Source organism: Candidatus Neomarinimicrobiota bacterium (genome assembly GCA_022567655.1).
In the GTDB taxonomy this organism is placed as follows: domain Bacteria; phylum Fidelibacterota; class SORT01; order SORT01; family SORT01; genus JADFGO01.
The window spans coordinates 1-21,628 of sequence record JADFGO010000016.1; the positions used below are offsets into that span (position 1 = coordinate 1).

Sequence of the window (21,628 nt, forward strand, 5' to 3'; positions counted from 1 at the left end):
AATAGATAAAAAAGCGCTAGAAGGTAAGCCTGTTTCCGAGGTTATGGAATATATTTTCAAAAAACTTCTCAAAAAAGAGAGTTACGGTTACGCTCACCTTCGAAACCAGATAGGCAGGGAGGGGTTCGACTCGGCAATCGAAGGACTCACAAAAGCGGGAGCCGCGGTAATTGAGCAAAATTTCTCCGGGTATGACGGTATCGATTCCGGACTTAGTAGTGAGAATAAAGAATTGCAGATGGAGGAGATCTTGCTCACTAAAGCACAGGCTGAAGTTTACTCTCCGATTCATGATTCGATCGAGTCGGGAGGCGCTCAGAGGTTTCTCCTGCACGGAGTGACGGGAAGCGGAAAGACAGAGATGTACCTCCGCGCCGCACGCGAGACGCTTGCCTTAGGGGGGACCGTACTCATCCTGGTTCCTGAGATTGCGCTGACAGCGCAAATTGCCGAACGCTTCGGAAAATACTTCAGCAGCGTAGTGAGCGTGTACCACAGTAATCAAACGAGCGCGGAAAGAAGAAAGATCTGGGAAAGAATAAAGTCGGGAGAGTCCGAAGTGGTCGTGGGAGCGAGAAGCGCAATTTTCGCGCCGCTTAAAAACCTGAAGCTGTTAATCGTGGACGAAGAACAGGAACCCTCTTATAAACAGGCGGAACCCGATCCGAGATACAATGCGCGGGACGCAGCCGTCATGCGGGCTAAAATGGAAGGGGCGACACTCATTTTGGGCTCCGCAACTCCGAGTCTTGAATCTATCTATAATGCGCGGAAGGGAAAATACATTTATCTGCGGTTAAAAGAACGATTCGGAAAAGCGGGTAATCCGAAACTGAATATCGTGAATTTAGAAGCTGAAAGACATAAAGGGGGGTATTCGAGTGTGGTTCTTTCTTCGGAGCTCAGGAAAAATATATCAGAAAGGTTAAAATCAGGTGAACAGATAATCCTGCTGCAAAACAGGCGAGGGTTCGCCCCGCAGATTCGATGCAGGGAGTGCGGACACAGCGAGGAGTGTCCGAATTGTAACGTTACTTTCACGTATCACAGCGCTAATAACTGTATGAGCTGCCATTATTGCGGGAAAAGGAGCGCAGTGCCTTATAAGTGTCCCGAATGCGGCGATAAGAATCTTCTTTTTCAGGGTGTGGGAACACAGCGAGTGGAAAAAGAGCTGAACATAGCGTTCCCGAAAGCAAAAGTGAGCCGAATGGATATGGATACAACAAAGGGGAGGGGCGCTCACTGGCGGATATTGCATGATTTCAAGGCGGGCAAGCAGGACATACTCCTCGGAACACAGATGATAGCGAAGGGGCTTGATTTTGACAACGTCACTCTTGTGGGGATAATATCGGCTGACACGGGGCTCTACCTCCCGGATTTTCGCGCAAGCGAGAGAACGTTCCAGCTTATCTCACAGGTGGCGGGAAGAGCGGGAAGAAGAAAAAAGCAGGGTCAGGCGATAGTTCAGACTTTCAATCCGGATAAATTACCTGTAAAGAGCGTGAGCAGCGAGGAACAGGAAGAATTTTACGAGAAACTATTAAAAGAGAGAAAACTGCTCGACTACCCGCCGTTCGGAAGGCTCATCGTACTCGAGACGTCGGCTCTCGACCAGAGGTCGGCAAAAGACGCCTCAAAGAAAGTCGGGGACTTGCTAAAGATCGGAAAAAGCGGATATGAGGTACTCGGTCCGGCTCCCGCGGTCATAGAAAAATTGCGGAAACGTTATAGGTGGCGAATCATGGTTCGAATAAGCGAGTCCGGAACAAGACGGTTGAACGCTACCAAAAAGATTATAAAGAACAAAATCACCGAAGTTAGAAAAACACTACCGGGGCGGGTCAGATTATCGATAGACGTAGATCCGGTGAATATGTTATAGCAATATGAATACGCTGATTCTATTATTGCTTCTAACCCTGATTCCTTATCCTCACTCGAAGCCGGACACGGACTGGAGCATACTGAATGACGGATATATAAAGATACAGTATCACGATTTCGACGAGGAGATTTCGCTTATAGTGTTGTCAGCCATCAAGTCCGATTTCGAACGGATAGCAAGAATGGTTGGATATTCCGGTCCACCGATCGCAAACGTTGTGATAAGCGGGAGCCCTGAAGAATTTGACGGATTCACGGGCAGCCGACTGCCCGGCTGGAGTCAAGCATCAACAGACTATGAAAGAAGCGTCATCGTACTGAAATCACCGACGTTCAGCAGAGTGACGGAAAAGGAACTGCGGAGAACCGTCATACACGAGCTAACTCACTTTATCATCGGCGCAACCACACTGCCGAATAAGGTTCCGCGCTGGTTCAACGAGGGATTGGCTGTATGGATGAGCGGAGAGGAAAAATTTCGTTCAAAAATAGCCATTTCACGTGCATTGTTTACAAAGTCACTCATCAGGTTGAACGAGATAGAAAAGATTTTAACGTTTGAAAGTGAACGGGCAAATCTTGCTTACGCTGAATCGAGAGCCGCGGTTATGTACTTGATCGAGACGGCTGGAGCCGGCGCGGTAAGGTTGATAATCGAAAAAATAAACTCGAACCAAACGTTTGATGCAGCGTTTACAGAGGTAACGGGTGTGGACCCGCTGGAATTCGAGATTGAGTTCCGGAAAGATATGAAGGAGCGATACCGATATTATTTCCTTGCGGCAGCGGATGATTATATATGGTTTTTAATTCCGGGTTTATTCATATTGGCGTATTTAGCGGTGAAATTAAAAAACCGGCGAATTATCAGCAGATGGAATTTAGAAGATGAAGAAGAGGATGGATCGTTTGAATAGAGTATTTGTTTGTGCCTGGACTGTGTTGATTTTTGTAAATATCAGTTCGGCAGGCGAACGACCCGGATTTGCGTTCCTGAACAGCGAGTTGAGCGCAAGGGGAGCGGCTCTTTCGGGAGCAATGGTCGCTAAGAGAGCTGAGATTCACGGTCTTTTCCATAATCCGGCTTCGATTGCGGGGATAGGCGATCTCGCATGGAGCGCAAATTACATTAATCATCTTCTCGATATGAGCGGCAGTAACGTAATGCTGGCGAAGAAATTCGAATCGGGAACGTTCGGAATAGGACTCGCGTCTATGGATTATGGTTCGTTCAAGAGGCTTGATGATTACGGAAATGATTTGGGAGGGGAGTTTTCCGCCGATGACATACTCCTCTCATTCGGTTACGGTTATGAACTCTCCTCGACATTTTCAACTGGAATAAACGTCAAATGGGCTTCTTCCAACATCGACCAATATTCCGCCAATGCGATAGCCCTGGATATCGGATTCACGTTCATTCAAATGGAAAGAGACCTTTCAATAGGAGGAGGTCTGTTTAATTTGGGAAAAACGACGGCATTTATCGACACGGAAGATCCTATGCCGACCAACTTCCGTCTCGGTATGTCAAAAAAACTCGCACACCTGCCGCTGCAAGTTAATCTCGAAGGGATATGGCTTACTTACGGTAACTGGAAAGTGCTTGCGAGCGGGGAGCTGACGATCTCTCCAAACTTCAATCTGTTGTTAGGTCTGAATTCAAACCGGCTTGACCTTAACACATCAAACTTGAGCGAAGATTTCTATTCGGGCGGCACGATCGGTTTTGCCCTGATGTTCGAAAAATGGCGTGTCGATTATGCCCTTTCTTCATACGGCGGAGCAGGCACGCTGCAGCGGTTCGGCATCTCGAATAATTTCTGACTCGCACTCGCATGTCATTGCGAGGAGTAACGGAGTGACGACGAAGCCTGCCCGACATCGGTCAGGCGGGCAATCTCATTTATGACACACCCCGTCTCCCGCTTTCAGCGGGATCCACCCCTCTTATTAGAGGGGATTTTTTATTCCATCGGAGATGGGATATGCACATTAATATAGAGGTAAATTCCCTATACTCTCCCCTTGAGGGGAGTGTCCCGGCTGAGCCGGGACGAGGGGTGTTATAGTAGGGATAACTCTAATCAGAAGGATGGATCACACCCTCCGGTTTCACCTTCGGTTCAACCACCTCCCTCAAGGGAGGAGTTTTTACACGCTCCGTCTTTTTATCCGTATACTCGGGGAAAATCCTCCGAAGGAGTCATCCAAAAGAGTTAGTTGTAACCACCAAAGTCCCGACCGTACGGGGTTGATCCCGAGATAAAAAGGTTGCCATTCTAACGGTTCTCTGATAGCTTATTTATTGAATTTTGGCGAAATGAAATCTTCCGGAGGGGATGGTGGCCTGGATTAAAACCTTGTTGACTTACGAAAAAGCGCCCGGTGCCTGGTCGTGGGGGCTGCACAGGATAACGGGGCTCGGACTGATGTTTTATCTTTATCTCCACATACTCGCGCTTACGTCGCTTCAATCGGGACCGGAGGCTTTCAACCGGGAAATGGAGCTGTTCAAGCTGCCCATATTTATGTTTCTTGAATGGGTATTATTCGGGCTGGTTCTGTTTCACTCTTTTAACGGTTTCAGAATCGTACTGATCGACCTCGGTCAAGGCTCCAAATATCATAAACCATTGCTCTACTGGATAACGGGAATCAGCATAGCGTTGTTCGTGGGTATGGGTTACGTAATCTTCTTCGGTGCATTTCATTAAACCGTTGAGTGCGAAAAACCATCAGGGATGAGTTATAAGCAGATACCCTCGAAATCGGGCGGCGCCGTACCATGGTTCCTTCAAAGAGTAACGGGAATCGTATTACTGTTCGTTATGATAGGACATTATATATTGATGCATTATAACATCGACTCGGGACACAGCTATGAGGCTGTTCTGAGGAGGATGCAGAACCCTTTCTACAAAGGACTTCAGATGACTTTTGTCGTCCTCGGAATTTATCACGGAATCAACGGTACCTGGTCGGTGATAAGGGATTTCAAACTTAATCAAGTCGTCACATGGACGCTCTATTCGCTGCTTGTTATATCCGGCGTCGTTTTCGGTCTGATAGGAATAACGACGTTGATGTCTTTTTGAGGGAGCGGGTAACTTGATACATAAATATGATGTGGTTATAGTCGGCGCAGGCGGGGCGGGATTACAGGCTGCAATAGAAATCCCGGCAGACAAAAACTGCGCCGTATTGACCAAAGTATATCCTACCCGCTCACATACGGGAACCGCCCAGGGCGGCGTGAGCGCCGCTCTCGGAAATGAGGAAGAAGACTCATGGGAGTGGCATGCGTTCGATACGGTTAAAGGTGGGGATTATTTAGGCGATCAGGACGCCATCGAGACGATGTGCAAGGACGCAATTCGGGCTATCATCGAACTCGAGCATATGGGCATGCCGTTCAACCGCACTCCCGAGGGCAAGATCGCACAGAGAAAATTCGGAGGACACACGGCGAATTTCGGGGAGAAGTCAGTAAGGAGGGCATGCTACTCCGCTGACAGAACGGGTCACGTGATGCTGCAAACATTGTTCGAGCAGTGCGTAAAGAAAGACGTCACATTTTTCAGCGAGTTCCATATTACCGATCTGATCGTCCGGGACGGAATCTGCCGGGGACTTGTCGCTATAGAGATCAAAACCGGCGAATTGCATATTTTTCATGCAAAAGCGGTCATGTTTGCCACCGGCGGCTACGGACGAGTATTTCGAATCACTTCCAACTCGATGGCGGGTACAGGCGACGGATTCGAGATAGCGTACCGCAACGGTATCCCGCTTGAGGATATGGAGTTTGTTCAGTTTCATCCCACAGGGTTATGGAAGCTGGGTATTCTGGTTTCGGAAGCGGCGAGAGGTGAAGGGGGGATACTGAGGAATAAGGATGGTGAGAGGTTTATGGAGCGTTACGCTCCCAAGATGCTTGATCTTGCGCCGAGAGACATGGTCTCCCGGGCGATCTTCACCGAGATTAAGGAAGGCAGGGGGATAGAAGGTTCGGACGGTACATATTATGTCGGGCTTGATCTGACTCATCTGGGCAGCAAGATAATAGAGGAAAAACTGCCGGAAATTACGGGCTTTGCAAAAACCTACCTCGGAGTGGACGCAAACGTCGATTGGATACCCGTACAACCCACTACTCATTATGCAATGGGCGGCATACCGACGACTATTGATGCGGAAGTTATCGTAGATGAAAACAACAAACCGATGCCCGGATTCTACGCCGCCGGTGAATGCGCCTGCGTATCAGTGCACGGAGCCAACAGGCTCGGGACAAACTCGCTTCTCGATATTATCGTATTCGGAAGGAGGGGCGGGAAAAAGATTGCTGAATTCCTGGAAAACAGCGATTTTCCCGATCTGCCGGAAGACGCGTCGGAATGGACGGAAAAATCCATCGAGCGCATCCGCGAAAAACAGAACGGTCTGAAGATGGTGGAAGTCAGGAAAGAAATGCAGCAGACGATGATGGACACCTGCTCCGTTTTCAGGGTTGAAAGTGAGATGAAGAAAGGTCTGGAAAAAATCAAAGAGCTGCGTGAGAAATACAAAGACGTGGGAATAGACGACCACAGCAAAGGATTCAACACGGATTTGCTCGAAGTAATCGAATTGGGATGTCTGCTGACGACAGCGGAGACTATAATTACGTGCGCCATTAACCGGAAAGAGAGCAGGGGAGCCCATTCAAGGGAGGATTACCCCGATAGGAACGACACCGAATGGCTGAAGCATTCGCTGATATTCAACACAAAAAAGCCGGAATCGGATATCAGGTATAAACCGGTTGTAATAAAACAGTTTGAACCGGAAGAAAGAGTTTACTGATGGACATGACTCTAAGGATACAACGCTACGATCCTGAAAAGGATTTAGAGCCGTATTTTGGGGACTTTGACCTGCAAACTGTCAGCAGTACCGATACGGTTCTTGACCTTCTTAACAGGGTGAAGTGGGAAATCGACGGGAGTTTGACTTACCGAAGGTCTTGTATGCACGGTATCTGCGGGTCTGACGCATTGAAGATAAACGGTAGAAACCGCCTTGCGTGTTCGGTTCTGGTACAGGATCTTAAACTCAAGAAAAACCTGATTCAGGTAGAACCGATCCCGGCTCTTCCACTCGAAAAAGACTTAGTAGTTGATATGTCATCTTTTTTTGACAAATATAAAATTGTTAAACCTTATCTGATTCCGAAGGATGCTCCGCCCGAAAGGGAACGCTACCAATCTAACGAAGACGCCGAGCTCCTCTTTGAATCAGCTAAATGTATTCACTGCGGGAGTTGTTCTACCTCTTGTCCTTCTCTTTGGGTAAACGAGAACTATATCGGTCCCGCAGTTTTTCTGAAAGCCTACCGGTTCATCTTCGATTCGAGGGATGATGCTACAGCGGAGCGGCTTGACCTGATAGATACTCCTGATGGATTGTGGCGCTGCCATACGATATTTAACTGTGTGGAAGCGTGTCCGAAGGAAATTGATATAACAGGGCATATATCACAGCTGAAGAAAGCAGCGCTTAGACGGGAAATCTGAAGTGTGGAAGCTGTGCCGTCAAGAATCTCCATTATTGTTGTCTTCCTGCTCTTTTTGCTGCCCGCATGCTCAGACACCGAAGGATTGGGTGAAATCAGCTACGAAGAGCAAATTCAGAGCAGTATATTCAACGCATCATGTCTTATAGGATGCCATGACGGAACACGACGCGGCGGCCTTGAACTCACTTCATGGAGCACGCTTATGGAGGGCGGAGATAACGGGGATGTGATCATCCCGTTCAATGCGGAGGAAAGCAGGTTGGTTATAAGCGTGGAGGGTGGAACTGATGTAGGAATTCCTGTGGAGCTGATGCCGCCTGCCGGCAGAGCTCAGCTCATTCTCTCTGAGATACGCGTTATTAAGGATTGGATAGATCAGGGTGCAAAGAATAATTAAATCACGATCATATAAGAAATTGGGAGCTATTTCCATTCTATTGGTTTCCATAATGATCCCGCTAACTCCTTCTTCGGCTCAACAGCTGCAGCACTTCGGCATATTCGAATATAACAGCCGTTCCATAGCGCTCGGGCTGACCGGCATCATCGATGCGTACGGTCCGTTATCCGTTCTCAGAAACCCGGCGGTAAACCGGTCGGGCGACAATTTAGCCATTCTCCCCTTTTTCGAGTGGATCGGAAATGACAGATGGGGCGATATGTTGGAAATACCTCAGCTGTTCGCCAATACCGGTAATGATACTACACTGTCTGCATTGGCGGGAAAGCCCGGAACAACTTCGAAATATTTCGGAGCAGTCTTACAGGGCAGGGGAGTGACGTTCGGATATGTGCATTCAAACAGAGACGAGCTGCTACTCGAAGAAGTGGGCATTGTGAATCCCTCCTTTAGAATGTACGGCAGGAATTTAGAGTCCGACCAGCTGTTCGGCGGGTATACTTTGAAGCTCGGCAGGAAGGCGCGGCTCGGGATATTGTTCAGGAATATCCGCATAATAGATACCGGAGTCAGGGACACACTCGCATTTCGTTTAAGAAACATTCCAGATATTGATGATTTCCTCGATGAGACAGGCGCTAAAAAATCGTCAACTGCCAGTGTTGATTTCGGGGGTCTATTGGCTTTTAATATCTTGAGAAGACCTGTGACTGTAGGTTTTTCCCTCAAAAACGTAACCGCAAGCGACCTGGACACTGTAGAAGTTCCAATGCTGGTTAACGCCGGAGCGGCGATAATTCCATTTAGAGGCTTGATGATAGAGTTAAATCTGATAGACATTTTAGATGAGGAGAGTGTTTTTAACGAGTCAGGAATCAGGATAGGAGTTGAGTACATATTCAGGGGGATAAGCATCAGGTCGGGGATCGTGGGGGATAAAGTTTCGTTTGGTGTAGGTTTGAGCGGGGGTCAACTGAATCTGGATTACGGCTCGATCGAGGTGGATCATACCCGGCTCAGCGATCCGGATCAGGATCGCAGTATACGTGAAACTTATCAGTCGCTGGAGATAAGCTTAAGAGGCAGTTTTTATTGACAGCAGCGTACAATGAATTTTCAGCGGGCTTCATCGTTTTCAGGGAGATTAAGGGGAGGGAATATCTTCTGATGCATCACGGAACTGATTACTGGAACTTCCCGAAAGGGAAATTAGAAAGCGGTGAAAGTGAGATAGACGCCGCAAAAAGAGAGTTGACGGAAGAGACCGGATTAAAAGATGTAGAGTTCATAAACGGATTTGAAGGAACTTTCGATTATGAGTATAATCATGGGAAACGAAAAATAAAGAAAGTAGTAAAAATGTTTCTGGCGCAGTATCTTGAGGGGAAGATAATTTTATCGCATGAGCATCGGGACTATGCCTGGTTATCGTACGATGAGGCTTTGCATAATTTGAAATTCAGTAACACCCGGCGGATATTGGCAGAAGCGGAAAAATTCTTATTTACGAATCGGAAATAACAGAGGTCTTTGAGAATAAAATAAATTTAAAGGGTATGTATGGCTGAAAGGATAATGACAGCGGAAGAATTAGCGGCGTACCTTCATTTCAACAGGTCGACAATTTGCAAGATGGCGAGGGAAGGGATGATACCGGCAATCAAATTTGAAAACGTATGGAGATTTTCAAAAGACGCCGTCGACCTCTGGTTAAAAAATCGATCGGTTGAGAATTTCAAGGGAAATCTTGAGGAAAGCATCGGGACGTTGGATAGTGTGGAATTCAGAACGTTTGAGCTCCACATTAAATCAGACCTTTCAAAAGGGGCGTTCTATGGTTCGTGAAGGGCGTATCTTGCTGAATACCGATATCCTCATACATGCGGCGGATTCAACGTCGAGGCTCCACCAGCAGGCGTATAATGTGCGCGAGATGGCTGCTAAATTTGAGATTAAGGCATGCGTCAGCATGAGTATATTGAACGAGATGCTAACGGCTTTAACAAGCGATTGGCATGTCAGAAATCCGGTTAGCACTTCCGATGCCATTGGTGAATATGAAAAATACGTCAACCTGAAGACGATAACAAAAATTATGAATTTAAAAACCACCTTCAGATCATTGAATAACCTTGTGAAAAAATATACTCTGAAAGGTTCCGAAGTAAAGTTAGCTGAAGTGGTTGCAACCATGGTTGACAACAACGTGCATACCCTATGCACGTTTAAACAGGAAGATTATGAAAAATTTACGGAGATCGACGTTCTTAACCCGTTTGAATTCGACAATCGTCAGACCTTACTTCAGTTATTTGAATAAATTCCGATTTATACTACTCCTTCCTGTGCTGTGTTTTGTATCCTGCACAAAGGATGACAAACACCTGGAATTTCATCATTCAGCGTTTGTCGCAGACCTTCACGACGACACTCCCATTTTGATATTGAGTGGATTTGATATGGGCGTTCGAAACGATAAAGGTCAGATCGACCTGCCCCGGATGCGGGAAGGGGGAATGGACCTCATCTTTTTCTCTGTCTGGCTTTTCCCCAAAACTTATTTGGAGGAAGACAGCGCCTATAAACGTGCGAATGAAATCATAGACGCAGTTGAAAGGGTCGAACAGAAGTACCCTAAAGACCTGAGATTGATTCGAACGGAGGAAGAGGCAAGAACGACCGTAGAGGATGGTATGATAGCGGGAACGTTCGGAATGGAGGGCGGATACCCGATTGAGGATGACCTGTCGAAATTAGAACATTTTTATAACCGCGGTGTGAGGTACTTCGCACCGACGTGGAACCATAATACTTCCTGGGCGACATCGGCTCAGTTTGAGACCACGGATACAACCAACTCGGTATTCGGATTAACGAGATTCGGTCGCAGAGTAATAGAAAAATGTAATGAATTAGGTATTATGATAGACGTATCTCATTCGGGTGAGCAAACGGTTCGTGATATCATAGAAATCACCGAAGACCCCGTGATTGCGTCACATTCGTCCGTATGGAGAATCGCCCCGCATTTCAGGAATTTAAAAGATTACCAGCTAAAGGCTATCGCCGAAGGGGGCGGAGTAGTGTTCGTTAATTTCTATTCAGGTTTCCTTGACAGCACATTTCAAGGTAAGTACGATGCAGTGCAGGAGTCCCGTAAAAGCGAGATCGATTCTCTAAAAGAAGAATTGGAGTTTTTAGGGAAAGCTGATGAATTTTGGGAAAGAAGAAACGCACTGCTAAAAGACGACCTGTATAGAATTGCCCCTCCGCTTGAAGCGCTTATCGATCATATAGACTACATCGCCAAATTGGTGGGTGTGGATCATGTCGGTCTCGGTTCGGATTTTGACGGTGTTTCCTCTATGCCGAAAGGGATTGACGATGTTACGGATCTGCCGAAGATTACAGATGCGCTGTTTCAAAGAGGGTATACAGAGGAAGAGATAAAAAAAATACTCGGCGAAAACTTACTTCGAATATTTAAACGGGTAACAGGATGAGCCGGGTTATTATTCGTTTATAGAAGCGTTTTTTATTGCGTTTTTGACATAATTCTCGCTCGAAGTCCCCGGAACGACATATTTTTCCTCAATTAGATAATAGGGCGTGTCGGTAAGATTATCGAATCCAAGTTTGCTGCCGTTTCTTTTGGTAACGTCGATGACAGCTACGTCGAGATTTTTCATGGCATGAGAAATTTTATAAATCCTATTAATAGCTATGGCGCACTGAGGACAGGAACGAGTCACGAAAAGTTTAACTTTAATCTTCGAGCGCCGCTCTACTCCTGAGACCTTTTTCGTCGATGATAACGACTTTCCGTTTTTGAAACTCAATCAGACCTTCCCTTTTGAAGTCGTTAAGGCAAGCTGTTGTGGTCTCGCGTGTAGAGCCGATAAGATTAGCATAATCGTAATGGGTAAGGCTGATGTCAATGAGATTCTTTCCGTCAACTTCCTTGCCGTGTCTTTCGGAGAGCCGGAGAAGGAGGAGCGCAAGCCGTTCATGGACGCCGCGGAACACAAGGTCTTCGAGCATATTTTCGATCTGGCGTCTTCTGAATCCCATGAGTTTGGTAATGCTGAGCGCGAGTTCAGGTTTGTTGTTAATGAACTCCTCGAAGTCTCTTCTGCTGATGACACAAAGGTAGGCGTTTTCAAGAGCTTCGGCGACGGTTGACCTCGTCTCTTTGTCATCGATGAGGGCGCTTTCTCCGAATATCTCTCCGGGTTCGAGGATAACGAGAGTGATCTCGCGTCCGTCTTCCGAAAGTTTGGATATCTTAACACGGCCTTCCTTCAGCAGATAGACCTGGTCGCTTACGTCCCCCGGCAGGTAAATGAGATCCTTCTTGTCGTAATGCTTCATAAACGTAATCTTGTCCAGATGCTTTACTTCCGCATCCGACATTCCCTTGAACACGTTTATTCTCTTTAAATACCATGTCTTTTCCATTTACCATAGCTCCAAATTTAACAACATTGGTTTTTATAAATGTAAGTGTTGTTACAAAGACTCAAGGAGAGTAACAAATCTATATGAATTATCCAAGTAAAAGCCAATATTACATCGATTCGGGTGCGGTTATTCCCATGAGACCGAGCCCATTTTTAATCACAGCAGCGGTAGAGGCGCAAAGCGCAAGCCTTGCGGCGCTTAGTTCGAGGTCTTCCGTTACGACCCTGCGCTCCACATAAAAGCGGGAAAACAATGTTGCCACGTCTGTCAGATAATAAGTGATTAAATGCGGTTGCAGCGACGTCCCGAGGCTTTGCACGAGTTCGGGGAATTCACCAAGTATGTTTCCCAGCTTCCTCTCCTCGTCGGAATTCAGCAAAGAGAGATCCGGTGTCTCAAAATTTAATTTTTGTTCTGCCGCCAACCGGAGAATGCTGCATATACGCGCATGAGCGTACTGCACATAGAAGACGGGATTTTCATCAGTTTCTTTTTTCGCCAGGTCCATCTCGAAGTTCAGGTGACTGTTACTGCTGCGCATCAGGAAAAAATAGCGCATTACGTCGTTCCCGACTTCTTCAACCAGCTCTTCGAGAGTCACGTAATCAGCGTTTCGCGTTGACATCTTGATTTTTTTGCCACTCTTTGTCAATGTGACAAACTGATGGAGAAGCACGTTAAGTTTGCCGCTCTCCAATCCGAGCGCCTTGACCCCGGCGACGACGTCGGGAAAGGAAGCGTGGTGGTCCGCGCCGAGCACGTCGATTATCATGTCAAACTTACGCTGTAATTTGTCTTCATGATAGGCGATGTCAGGCAGGCGGTATGTCGGTTCCCCGCTGCTTTTGACTATTACCCTGTCTTCTTTCATACCGAGATCGGTCGTTTTAAACCAGACGGCGCCCTCCTTATCGTACGCCAGCCCTTTCTCCCGGAACCGATCGATAACGCTCTCTATGGCGCCGGATTCGTAAAGGTCGTCTTCATTGAAAAATAAGTCCATCCGGACGCCGATCTTGTCGAGGGTTGATTTGATCTCCTCAAACACAGACTTCTCAGCCGTCTCTTTAAACGCTGTAACGTCTTTTTCGTCAAGAAGCGAATCGCCTTTTTCATCTATCAGTGCCTGTGCAATGTCGCTGATATATTGCCCCTTATAGCCATCTTCGGGAAAATCCGACTCCACGCCCTGTAGTTTCAGGTAGTGGTACTTCACGGACTCACCGAGAATCCTCATCTGCCTCCCCGCGTTGTTGAAGTAATATTCTCTCGTCACCTTGTACCCGTTAAATTCGAGGATTCTCGCTACCGAGTCTCCGATTATTGCGTTCCTCCCGTGACCGATGTTAAGCGGTCCGGTCGGGTTGGCGCTGACGAACTCAACGTTTACCGTCTTGTTCGCGCCTATTTCAGATCTTCCATAGTTATCAGCGTCGGAAAGTATTTTGCGGAGGATACCGGTTCTGTAACCGTCGCCGAATGTGAAATTAAGAAATCCGGGAGGGGCGACTTCCACCTTAGAGATAAGATTCGAATCGTAGGATAGCTTTTCATTTAAGGCATCAGCCAGGTCTAACGGTTTTTGTTTTGCTCTACCGGATAAGATCAATGCAAGATTCGAGTAAAGATCACCATGATGAGATTTTTTGGGTTTTTCTAATTGTATATCGGACGGAGCGAGCTTATACCCGAGCTTATCCGAGGCATCTGTAAGGATTTTTTTCAGATATTCTTTCATTACTCTTCATCTGAAATAGTCGTAATTTCCGCATCCGCCCAGAGCCTCTCCAGGTCATAATACAGGCGTGTGTCTTTGTCAAAAATATGCATTACCACGTCCACGTAATCCAGAAGAACCCATTTAAGGTTTTCGTATCCTTCGACATGCCAGGGTTTTGATGAGGGATCGGCTTCCTCTCTGACGTGGTCGGCTATCGCCTTGACGTGCAAGCCGCTGCTTCCGGAGGCGATGACGAAGTGGTCCGCGATGTCCGTTAGACCGGCTAAGTTGAATATCTTGATCTCCTCAGCCTTTTTTTCAAGCGCTGCGCCTGCTATCAGTTCTGCGAAAATCTTCGAGTCTTTGTTGGTTTCGATGGAGCGGGAGCTCTTAGTTTTAGTTTTCTCCTTGGGCACTTGTCAGATTAGGGCAGGTCCTCCGCTGCAGTAAACGGCGCAAGATAGGCGTAGTCTCTCCCGAGCACGACGGTCACATCTAAGATCAACGATTTGTTCAGTTCCTGAAGAACCAGAAGGGTGTCCACGTGCAGTACCTCGGCTAAACGGCGTGCAGAATGGAGATTACCCGCCCTGTCTTTCACTACTGAAAAGATATAATCGGTTCTGCCGGCATCACCGGTCTTCACGACGTCGAACCCCTTTTCTCTTAGATACTCGGTGGTGCGTGCGGCAATACCGTCAATTCCTATCCCATTGAGGACTTCGACCTTGATGTCGCGAAATCGTTTTTCCATCCACATCCTGCTCGTGAGCGTGGTCGGTTTGTCGGCTAAGGTTATCAAGGCGTTGTTGAAGTCCGGATTCGCAATGAACTGACGGTGCCCCCACGAATAGATCAAGGCAAGAGTAAGCAGAGTCAATACGCCTATAGACGTGTTCAAGAACATATTCCCGGCGGTTTTCCCCTTTCCTCTATTCCGCAAAACGGTTTTAAAGGTCTTGCGCCTGGCTTTTCTTCTGGGCATTAAATCCGCCGATCCCTAAAAAGAATAAGGTACAGGCGTATGGTGGAAATAAAATGAACTGAAAGATCGTAAGAGTGAAACATCCTTACCCGGTTAGAATGACTCAATACCTTCTGAAACGATAATACGGGTCGACTCCATATCTTGGAAGGTTACTTATGCTGAACTGAAACCGCGTGTTTTCTGTCGGGAAAAAAATGACCTCTCCGGAACCGATAAACCTTCCCTGGAACGCTGCCGGTGACGGCGTCTGGAACGATGCAAAGGGATTGTGCACATACCCGAGATTGAGATTCAGAAGAACCTTGTCGTTTATCGGATAGAGAATGTTGTTTAGATACATTCCGTATGAACCCGATTGACCGCCGCCGGAAGAGAATCCCATGGAGTAACTCTGCCGCATCTGAATTTTGGACATGTCGATGAGACCGAGAATGAATCCGCCGGAATAACCAATCGGCATCCTGAGACTTTCCGAAACGGTCGGGGAGTTATCCTGATACTTATACTGGGATAATCCGGCTACCGGCAGTGTCAGAATCAGTAAAACGATAAATACAGCCCTTTTCATACAGCCATCCCTGTTTGTGTGACATCTCTTTACGCCTATGAATATAGAAGCATCCGGACACTCTGTCAAGTATTATTAAGAATGTCTCTAATTCCCTCTGAAGTGAACATTAATTCATCGCGTGTGATCAGCCATCGTCCTAATCGCTTGCAAATGGCGGGATGACAGGATAAATTCGACTGCTTTTAATAGAGGGGAACGATCAGTTGAAGAGAAATAGCAGACTTGACCCGGTTTTCCGTCCCGCTTCGGTGGCGGTCATCGGTGCTTCCAAACGAAGGCAGTCGCTGGGTTGGGAGATATTGAACAACATTCTCGTCTCCGGATTCAAAGGGAAACTGTTTCCGGTAAACCCTACCGCAGATCATATACACAGCATAAAATCGTATCGGTCGGTTCTCGATATCAAAGACAGGGTTGACCTCGCCGTCATAGCGATTCCGGCGGACAAAGTGCTGAAAGTCGTAAACGAGTGCGGAAAAAAGGGAGTTAGGGGAATAGTGGTGATAACCGCCGGATTCAAGGAGATCGGGGGTGCGGGGATCCTCTTGGAAGAAAAGCTCATGAAGCTCGTAAAGAAGTATAAGATGAGGATGGTCGGACCGAACTGCATGGGCGTGATAAACATGGACGAGGATGTGAAACTGAATGCGAGCTTCGCGAGGGCGAGACCTGAATCCGGAAGGATCGGTTTCCTGTCGCAGTCAGGGGCTCTTGGAGAATCGATATTGGGTCACGCGAACACGCTTGGAATCGGGATATCCAAATTTGTGAGCATGGGAAATAAACCGGATATCTCCGGCAACGACCTTCTTGAGGAGTGGGAAAACGATCCGAACATTGATCTGATTTTGATGTACCTCGAAAGTTTCGGCAACCCGAGAAAGTTCACTTCTATTGCGAAGCGGATAAGCCGCAAAAAGCCGATCATAGCGGTGAAGGCGGGCAGGACTCTCGCGGGAGCGAGGGCGACGATTTCGCATACCGGAGCGTTGGCGGGAGTCGACGTGGCGACGGGCGCGCTCTTCGCTCAATGCGGAGTTATAAGGGTCACGTCGATTGAAGAGATGTTCGACGTGTCGAAAGCGTTTCTCGCGCAGCCCGTACCGAAAAATGACAGGGTCGCTATCCTGAGTAACGCGGGCGGTCCGGCTATCATGGCGACCGACGCATGCGTTCGTCTCGGGCTGAAAGTGCCCGAGCTTTCAAGCGAAGTACAATCAAGACTGAAAAAAGTATTGCCAAAAGAAGCTTCCGTAATCAATCCGGTGGATATAATAGCCACAAGCGGTCCTGAAAGATATAAGGCAGCGTTGGACGTTTTGATAAAAGATAAAGAGATAGGTTCGATAATAACTGTTTTTATTCCGCCGATCTCGATAGACGCGCCGGGGGTGGCAAGGGTGATCGCAAAAGCTGCCGCGAGAACGAATAAAACCGTACTGTCGGTGTTTATGGCAAAGGACGAGCATGAGGAGGGAGTGCAAATATTAAAAGAGAGCGGCGTTCCTGTTTACCTATTCCCGGAATCAGCCGCGAAAGCGCTCTCCGCAATGGTACGGAGAAGCAGATGGCTCGAAAAGCCCGAAGGGCGTCTCAAACGGATGCGACCTGATAAGGAAAGAGTCGGAAAGATCATCCGGAAGGCGAGAAGTGAAAACCGGAAGTCGTTGTCATTAGAGGAATCTTTTGAAGTCCTGAATTCGTACGGAATCAGATCCGTGAAGTCGCTTTACGCGAAAACCGTTGACGAAGTTCTGAAGTCTTCTCAAAGAATAGGCTATCCTGTAGTCTTGAAAATAGACACCGTCAAAGCGTCTCACAAATCGGATATCGGAGGAGTCGCCCTCGATTTGCGCTCCGCGGATGAACTGAAAGAAGCGTACGGAATATTAAAATCAAACGCTGAACGAGCCGGCATCCGCTGGTCGGACTGCCGCATTTTGGTGCAGGAACATATCAAAGGCGGAATCGAGACGATTCTCGGAGTACAACAAAACCCGAGCTTCGGACCTCTGATAATGTTCGGGCTTGGAGGAATACACGTAGAAATATTGAAAGACGTCTCGTTCGGGATTACGCCGCTCAATGATGAAGACGCAAAGGAGATGGTGCGTTTCATAAAAGGGTATTCGCTGCTTAAAGGGGTCAGAGGAGAAGAGGCGGTTGACGAAGAAGTGTTGACCGACGCCCTCCAGAGGTTATCGAGACTCGTGACCGATTTCCATGAAATCGCCGAACTTGACGTAAACCCCTTTATCGTCGGGGCAAAGTCCGGAAAACCCGCGGCGATCGACGCAAGAATATTACTGACGGATAAGTGAAGATGAAAAGAATACGATTAGGTATTGCCTTCGTGCTTTCGGTGGTAATCTACAACATCGCAGACTGGGTGGTTATAGGCATATCGGGAGACGGGATCTGGAGATGGCTCAAATCGCAGGATATTGTGAGTCAATCAGTTTTCACCGTAGCCTTAACGTGGATCATGCTGCTGATAGTTCCGATAATTATCTTGTACAAATTGTCCGGGAAGTATATAAAAGATTAACTGCGGAAATATGAAAAATTCAGGTAACTATATACCTTTATAATCCAAATAACTTTAGTTTTGCCGAGTAGCTGAGGAGATCGTTGTCAACATTAGAAAGTATGCCCAGGCGGTATTTTTTCTTCAGAGTCTTCAAATCTCCTCCTGCTGCATCATTAGTAAGACTGCTTACTGCAATCAAACTCAGAGTCATCACGACGGAAAAGCTTTTTTGTAGCTTTTCTATAATTAATCTACTCCTAAATTATTTTATCGTCATTTACTCAATTCAAATCTATCGAGCCAAGATTTGCGTCCGTTCCCGCTACCACTTCAACGCCTGTTGCATCAAATCTTGCGCCCGTATTGTCCTCAACAACAACATCATAAAGACCCGCCTCAAGGAATGCAAGCTGAAATTCACCCGATAGAGCGTCCACAAATACTGTCGATATCGTCTCGGCGCCAGATAACGCCATCGCTATAGGAACGTTGCCGGGATTCGTAACCGTACCCGATATTGAACCCGAGGTAGCCACCGCAATCAAACGTATTGTCGGTTTCAGCAGGTAACCTGGATCTTCCGGCGGACTTGTATGCACAATCGACCTCGAAGCGTCAAAATCAATCATTAGATCATATGTAGAGCCGACTTCCATTGTAAACTGATGCGTCAGCTTAAGCCCGGTTTGGGCTCCACTGGGGACCAGTACCGATGATTCCACGCCGTCAATAATGACTGAAGCAGCATCTATTATTAGACGAATTTGGTTATAAGTTCCGGCCTCTAACTCAATGCTTCCTAATGGTGTGGAAAGTCCGTTACTCCATTCAATTAAATTTATAGTCTGAACCGCATCGCTTACTATAATAGGCTGCCCGCCTGATGGAATTACAGAGACTTCGCTGAATGTAATGTTAACAGCATCAAAAGCCGCAGGAGCGTCAGTGATGGAAACATTAAGCGTTCCTGTAGTTTCAGCGGGTTCGGAAGTAGTGTCGCAACCGGCTGTTATTAGTAACAGGCCTATGACTATCATTATAATCGTTACTTCTGTTTTTTGCATTTTTACCTCTGTTTATTTTATTCTACCGTCGATAATTTATTAAAAAAAGACCATATCACTGTGTTTTATATCACATATAGTGGAAAAATATCGCCGGATAATAGAGCGAAATTGTTAATCGTAAATTTATATACCATAATTTATCCCATAATTAAAAGAAAAGATTATATGTCCATTTCACAGTAGCTTATATTCTCTTTACCGGATAAAGTTCCTAAAAAATCGTTCATACCATATTGTTTCGCTGATAATCAACTTAGCACCTCCGGTAGAGCCTGTGGTATCCGCAATTGCAGCCTTAGCTACTTCTCAAAGTAAGTTCAAAGAATACGCTTGTCAAGCGTGTTGGGAAAAAGCGGTCGGGAACAGATCAATTTTAAATTGATACAAGTATTACTTTACATATTCAGGATAGAGCTTTTTCATGCAGTCGGGACATAATCCGTGGCTGAACTGAGCTTCGGAATGCTCGTGAATATATTCTTCAACCTGATTCCACAATCCTTCGTCATCGCGAATTTTTTTGCATGAAGCGCAAATCGGAAGCAACCCGCTGAGTATCTTGACCTCTTCCTGAGATTCGGTCAGAACGCTTTCCAATTTTACGCCCTCTTCCACGGAACGCTTCCAGAAGATAAGCAGGATGCTTGTAACCCAGACAGCGGCGAGCGCAAGGAACCTGTTCATCACCACTGTCCAGAAAACACCGCCCTCCGGTGAGAGAAAATAGCCCGTTACGATAAGTACCGTGCTCAATATCGTGAGATAGTGCGTAAACGTTCTCTGCGGCGACCAAACGGAAAGAGCTATAAGGGCAATGTACGGGATTCCTCCGGCGATACCGAGAGGTACAAGGAGATCGAAATAAAAAAAGCCGAGAGCCAGCGCTGTGCTGAACAACAGCAGCTGGATGCTGATTTTTCCGTTATCTTTCGGGGGCATAGGCTTCTACACTGATTCTTGTCCGGCTACATGGCAGGACGGTATATTTTGTTTCTAACGATCTCATTTATCGGTCAGTGAAAATCCGCCACTTTTCAGAAAGTGCTACGCCTAAGGTCACCATCCATAGGTTAATATAAGATAAATGGTTATTCTGAATTAATAAAGAAAAATCGTCAGGAATCGAGTTTATCCGTCAGAACAGAAACCACACTTTCCGCGGATATTCTTTCCTGGCTCATTGAATCCCTGTCGCGTATCGTAACGCTGCCGTTCTCCAATGTCTCGGAGTCGATGGTAATACCATAAGGAGTACCGGCTTCGTCCATTCGCCTGTACCTTCTGCCGATAGCGCCTTTGCTGTCGTAAAAAGTTGCAAAATACTTTCGGACATCTTGAGCAAGTTTTTCGGCGAACTCAGGCATACCTTCTTTGTTGACGAGGGGAAATATTCCCACTTTTATCGGGGCGAGATTCGGACTGAATTTCAGGAGCACTCTTTTTTCGCCGTTCACTTCTTCTTCGGCATACGCATCGACGAGGCATGTCAAGGCTGTTCTGTCGACTCCGGCGGAGGTCTCTATGATATATGGTACGAACCGTTCTCCGCTCGGTTCATCAAAGTAATCGAGTCTTTTTCCAGAGTGTTCAATGTGGCGTTTCAGGTCGAAATCCGTTCTGTTGTGTATCCCCTCGAGCTCTTTCCAGCCGAACGGGAAATCATATTCAATGTCGACTGCCTTTTTAGCGTAATGCGCCAGCTCTTCCGGAGAGTGCTCGTGGAAGCGAAGGTTTTCGCTTTTAATTCCAAGCTCCTCATACCATCTCATCCGCTCATCTTTCCATTTCTCAAACTGTTCTTCGTCATCCTCCGGACGTATAAAATACTGCATTTCCATCTGTTCGAACTCAAGGGTGCGGAAGATAAAATTTCCCGGAGTTATTTCATTTCTGAACGCTTTTCCTATCTGAGCGATTCCGAACGGTATCTTCTGACGGCTGGTGTCAACTACGTTTTTGAAGTTAACATATATTCCCTGAGCGGTCTCGGGCCGCAAGTAGCTGATCGAAGCATCATCTTCAACCGGTCCCACGTGAGTTTTGAACATCAGGTTAAATTTACGTGCTTCCGTTAGTGAATCTTTTGTACCGCATTTGGGGCATTGTCCCGCCTTGCGGTTTTTTTCGGGAATATCATCTTCGCGGAATCTTGATTTACACTGCCTGCAGTCGACCATCGGGTCGGTAAAACCTTCCACGTGACCTGAAGCCTCCCAGACCTTAGGGTTCATCAGTATCGCTGCGTCGAGTCCGACGATGTCATCTCTCAGTGTCATCGATTTCCACCAGATGCTCTTTATGTTCATCTTGAGTTCGACCCCTAAAGGACCATAGTCATAGGTGGAGCCCACGCCCCCGTAAATCTCCGAGCCGGGAAAAACAAACCCTCTCCGTTTGGAAAGGGATACGATCTTGTCCATAAGAGCGGCGTCTTTCGCCAT

The 21,628-nt window shown here is 46.9% G+C and carries 24 protein-coding genes; 15 read left to right on the plus strand and 9 right to left on the minus strand.

Annotated elements, in window-relative coordinates; translation table 11 throughout:
* Window positions 1-43: 43 nt before the first annotated feature.
* The 13 genes from priA to IID12_03040 all read left to right on the plus strand — a co-directional run bounded on the left by priA (window position 44) and on the right by IID12_03040 (window position 11,353).
* Window positions 44-1,888, plus strand: a complete 1,845-nt coding sequence (gene priA, locus IID12_02980) for a primosomal protein N' (GenBank protein MCH8288056.1) — start codon at window positions 44-46, stop codon at window positions 1,886-1,888.
* Window positions 1,889-1,892: 4 nt separating this feature from the next.
* The gene (locus IID12_02985) at window positions 1,893-2,807 is read left to right on the plus strand and encodes a hypothetical protein (protein MCH8288057.1); all 915 of its coding nucleotides are present in this window, start codon (window positions 1,893-1,895) and stop codon (window positions 2,805-2,807) included.
* On the plus strand, window positions 2,800-3,717 hold the full coding sequence (locus IID12_02990; protein MCH8288058.1) for a PorV/PorQ family protein: 918 nt from the start codon (window positions 2,800-2,802) through the stop codon (window positions 3,715-3,717). Before IID12_02985 ends, IID12_02990 begins: the two co-directional genes overlap by 8 nt.
* Before the next feature lie 515 nt (window positions 3,718-4,232).
* Entirely contained in the window at window positions 4,233-4,607 is a 375-nt protein-coding gene (gene sdhC, locus IID12_02995) for a succinate dehydrogenase, cytochrome b556 subunit (protein ID MCH8288059.1), read from the plus strand.
* Window positions 4,608-4,634: 27 nt separating this feature from the next.
* A complete protein-coding gene (locus IID12_03000) occupies window positions 4,635-4,988 on the plus strand; it encodes a hypothetical protein (GenBank protein MCH8288060.1) in 354 nt (117 codons plus the stop codon).
* A gap of 13 nt (window positions 4,989-5,001) precedes the next feature.
* Window positions 5,002-6,738, plus strand: coding sequence for a succinate dehydrogenase flavoprotein subunit (locus tag IID12_03005; protein ID MCH8288061.1), 1,737 nt, complete (start codon window positions 5,002-5,004; stop codon window positions 6,736-6,738).
* Window positions 6,738-7,448 (plus strand): succinate dehydrogenase iron-sulfur subunit, encoded by a 711-nt coding sequence (locus IID12_03010; GenBank protein ID MCH8288062.1) that lies wholly within the window; start codon window positions 6,738-6,740, stop codon window positions 7,446-7,448. Before IID12_03005 ends, IID12_03010 begins: the two co-directional genes overlap by 1 nt.
* 3 nt (window positions 7,449-7,451) lie before the next feature.
* Entirely contained in the window at window positions 7,452-7,847 is a 396-nt protein-coding gene (locus IID12_03015; GenBank protein MCH8288063.1) for a hypothetical protein, read from the plus strand.
* Window positions 7,831-8,946 carry a hypothetical protein gene (locus IID12_03020; GenBank protein ID MCH8288064.1) on the plus strand — a complete coding sequence of 372 codons (1,116 nt, stop codon included), beginning with the start codon at window positions 7,831-7,833 and terminating at the stop codon, window positions 8,944-8,946. The genes IID12_03015 and IID12_03020 overlap by 17 nt, the downstream gene beginning before the upstream one ends.
* On the plus strand, window positions 8,943-9,371 hold the full coding sequence (locus IID12_03025; GenBank protein MCH8288065.1) for an NUDIX domain-containing protein: 429 nt from the start codon (window positions 8,943-8,945) through the stop codon (window positions 9,369-9,371). Before IID12_03020 ends, IID12_03025 begins: the two co-directional genes overlap by 4 nt.
* A 39-nt stretch (window positions 9,372-9,410) precedes the next feature.
* Window positions 9,411-9,695 (plus strand): helix-turn-helix domain-containing protein, encoded by a 285-nt coding sequence (locus tag IID12_03030; GenBank protein MCH8288066.1) that lies wholly within the window; start codon window positions 9,411-9,413, stop codon window positions 9,693-9,695.
* Complete coding sequence (locus IID12_03035) at window positions 9,685-10,170, plus strand: hypothetical protein (GenBank protein ID MCH8288067.1); 486 nt, start codon at window positions 9,685-9,687, stop codon at window positions 10,168-10,170. The genes IID12_03030 and IID12_03035 overlap by 11 nt, the downstream gene beginning before the upstream one ends.
* Entirely contained in the window at window positions 10,091-11,353 is a 1,263-nt protein-coding gene (locus tag IID12_03040; GenBank protein MCH8288068.1) for a dipeptidase, read from the plus strand. Before IID12_03035 ends, IID12_03040 begins: the two co-directional genes overlap by 80 nt.
* A gap of 9 nt (window positions 11,354-11,362) precedes the next feature.
* Here the strand turns inward: IID12_03040 and IID12_03045 are convergent, their stop codons facing one another.
* From IID12_03045 to IID12_03070, 6 genes are all read right to left on the minus strand, one after another.
* Window positions 11,363-11,689: a hypothetical protein gene (locus IID12_03045; GenBank protein MCH8288069.1), complete on the minus strand. Its 327-nt coding sequence runs from the start codon at window positions 11,687-11,689 to the stop codon at window positions 11,363-11,365.
* Window positions 11,616-12,308: a Crp/Fnr family transcriptional regulator gene (locus tag IID12_03050; GenBank protein MCH8288070.1), complete on the minus strand. Its 693-nt coding sequence runs from the start codon at window positions 12,306-12,308 to the stop codon at window positions 11,616-11,618. Before IID12_03050 ends, IID12_03045 begins: the two co-directional genes overlap by 74 nt.
* 109 nt (window positions 12,309-12,417) lie before the next feature.
* Window positions 12,418-14,049: an arginine--tRNA ligase gene (locus tag IID12_03055; protein ID MCH8288071.1), complete on the minus strand. Its 1,632-nt coding sequence runs from the start codon at window positions 14,047-14,049 to the stop codon at window positions 12,418-12,420.
* A complete protein-coding gene (gene rsfS, locus IID12_03060; protein MCH8288072.1) occupies window positions 14,049-14,384 on the minus strand; it encodes a ribosome silencing factor in 336 nt (111 codons plus the stop codon). Before rsfS ends, IID12_03055 begins: the two co-directional genes overlap by 1 nt.
* A gap of 71 nt (window positions 14,385-14,455) precedes the next feature.
* Complete coding sequence (locus IID12_03065) at window positions 14,456-15,016, minus strand: LytR C-terminal domain-containing protein (GenBank protein MCH8288073.1); 561 nt, start codon at window positions 15,014-15,016, stop codon at window positions 14,456-14,458.
* Between the two features lie 103 nt (window positions 15,017-15,119).
* Window positions 15,120-15,587 carry a hypothetical protein gene (locus IID12_03070; protein ID MCH8288074.1) on the minus strand — a complete coding sequence of 156 codons (468 nt, stop codon included), beginning with the start codon at window positions 15,585-15,587 and terminating at the stop codon, window positions 15,120-15,122.
* A 206-nt stretch (window positions 15,588-15,793) separates the two neighbouring features.
* On the opposite strand from IID12_03070, the gene IID12_03075 reads away from it, so the two are divergent.
* Both IID12_03075 and IID12_03080 read left to right on the plus strand, forming a co-directional pair.
* Window positions 15,794-17,911 (plus strand): acetate--CoA ligase family protein, encoded by a 2,118-nt coding sequence (locus tag IID12_03075; protein MCH8288075.1) that lies wholly within the window; start codon window positions 15,794-15,796, stop codon window positions 17,909-17,911.
* 2 nt (window positions 17,912-17,913) lie between these two features.
* Entirely contained in the window at window positions 17,914-18,138 is a 225-nt protein-coding gene (locus tag IID12_03080; GenBank protein MCH8288076.1) for a hypothetical protein, read from the plus strand.
* Between the two features lie 263 nt (window positions 18,139-18,401).
* Here IID12_03080 and IID12_03085 read toward each other — a convergent pair whose 3' ends face one another.
* The 3 genes from IID12_03085 to IID12_03095 form a co-directional block, all read right to left on the minus strand.
* Window positions 18,402-19,184, minus strand: a complete 783-nt coding sequence (locus tag IID12_03085; protein ID MCH8288077.1) for a DUF4382 domain-containing protein — start codon at window positions 19,182-19,184, stop codon at window positions 18,402-18,404.
* A 393-nt stretch (window positions 19,185-19,577) separates the two neighbouring features.
* Window positions 19,578-20,126, minus strand: coding sequence for a hypothetical protein (locus IID12_03090; GenBank protein ID MCH8288078.1), 549 nt, complete (start codon window positions 20,124-20,126; stop codon window positions 19,578-19,580).
* A gap of 176 nt (window positions 20,127-20,302) precedes the next feature.
* Entirely contained in the window at window positions 20,303-21,628 is a 1,326-nt protein-coding gene (locus IID12_03095; protein MCH8288079.1) for a glycine--tRNA ligase, read from the minus strand.

What these genes read in the sequence shown, in the direction of transcription:
- IID12_03055 (MCH8288071.1), bottom strand. Translation starts at nt 14,049, where the DNA reads ATGAAAGAATATCTGAAAAAAATCCTTACAGATGCCTCGGATAAGCTC.
- sdhC (MCH8288059.1), top strand. Translation starts at nt 4,233, where the DNA reads ATGGTGGCCTGGATTAAAACCTTGTTGACTTACGAAAAAGCGCCCGGT.
- IID12_03095 (MCH8288079.1), bottom strand. Translation starts at nt 21,628, where the DNA reads ATGGCGAAAGACGCCGCTCTTATGGACAAGATCGTATCCCTTTCCAAA.
- IID12_03050 (MCH8288070.1), bottom strand. Translation starts at nt 12,308, where the DNA reads ATGGAAAAGACATGGTATTTAAAGAGAATAAACGTGTTCAAGGGAATG.
- IID12_03035 (MCH8288067.1), top strand. Translation starts at nt 9,685, where the DNA reads ATGGTTCGTGAAGGGCGTATCTTGCTGAATACCGATATCCTCATACAT.
- IID12_03010 (MCH8288062.1), top strand. Translation starts at nt 6,738, where the DNA reads ATGGACATGACTCTAAGGATACAACGCTACGATCCTGAAAAGGATTTA.
- IID12_03040 (MCH8288068.1), top strand. Translation starts at nt 10,091, where the DNA reads ATGAAAAATTTACGGAGATCGACGTTCTTAACCCGTTTGAATTCGACA.
- IID12_03000 (MCH8288060.1), top strand. Translation starts at nt 4,635, where the DNA reads ATGAGTTATAAGCAGATACCCTCGAAATCGGGCGGCGCCGTACCATGG.
- priA (MCH8288056.1), top strand. Translation starts at nt 44, where the DNA reads ATGGAATATATTTTCAAAAAACTTCTCAAAAAAGAGAGTTACGGTTAC.
- IID12_03080 (MCH8288076.1), top strand. Translation starts at nt 17,914, where the DNA reads ATGAAAAGAATACGATTAGGTATTGCCTTCGTGCTTTCGGTGGTAATC.
- IID12_03070 (MCH8288074.1), bottom strand. Translation starts at nt 15,587, where the DNA reads ATGAAAAGGGCTGTATTTATCGTTTTACTGATTCTGACACTGCCGGTA.
- IID12_03065 (MCH8288073.1), bottom strand. Translation starts at nt 15,016, where the DNA reads ATGCCCAGAAGAAAAGCCAGGCGCAAGACCTTTAAAACCGTTTTGCGG.
- IID12_03090 (MCH8288078.1), bottom strand. Translation starts at nt 20,126, where the DNA reads ATGCCCCCGAAAGATAACGGAAAAATCAGCATCCAGCTGCTGTTGTTC.
- IID12_02985 (MCH8288057.1), top strand. Translation starts at nt 1,893, where the DNA reads ATGAATACGCTGATTCTATTATTGCTTCTAACCCTGATTCCTTATCCT.
- IID12_03030 (MCH8288066.1), top strand. Translation starts at nt 9,411, where the DNA reads ATGGCTGAAAGGATAATGACAGCGGAAGAATTAGCGGCGTACCTTCAT.
- IID12_03085 (MCH8288077.1), bottom strand. Translation starts at nt 19,184, where the DNA reads ATGCAAAAAACAGAAGTAACGATTATAATGATAGTCATAGGCCTGTTA.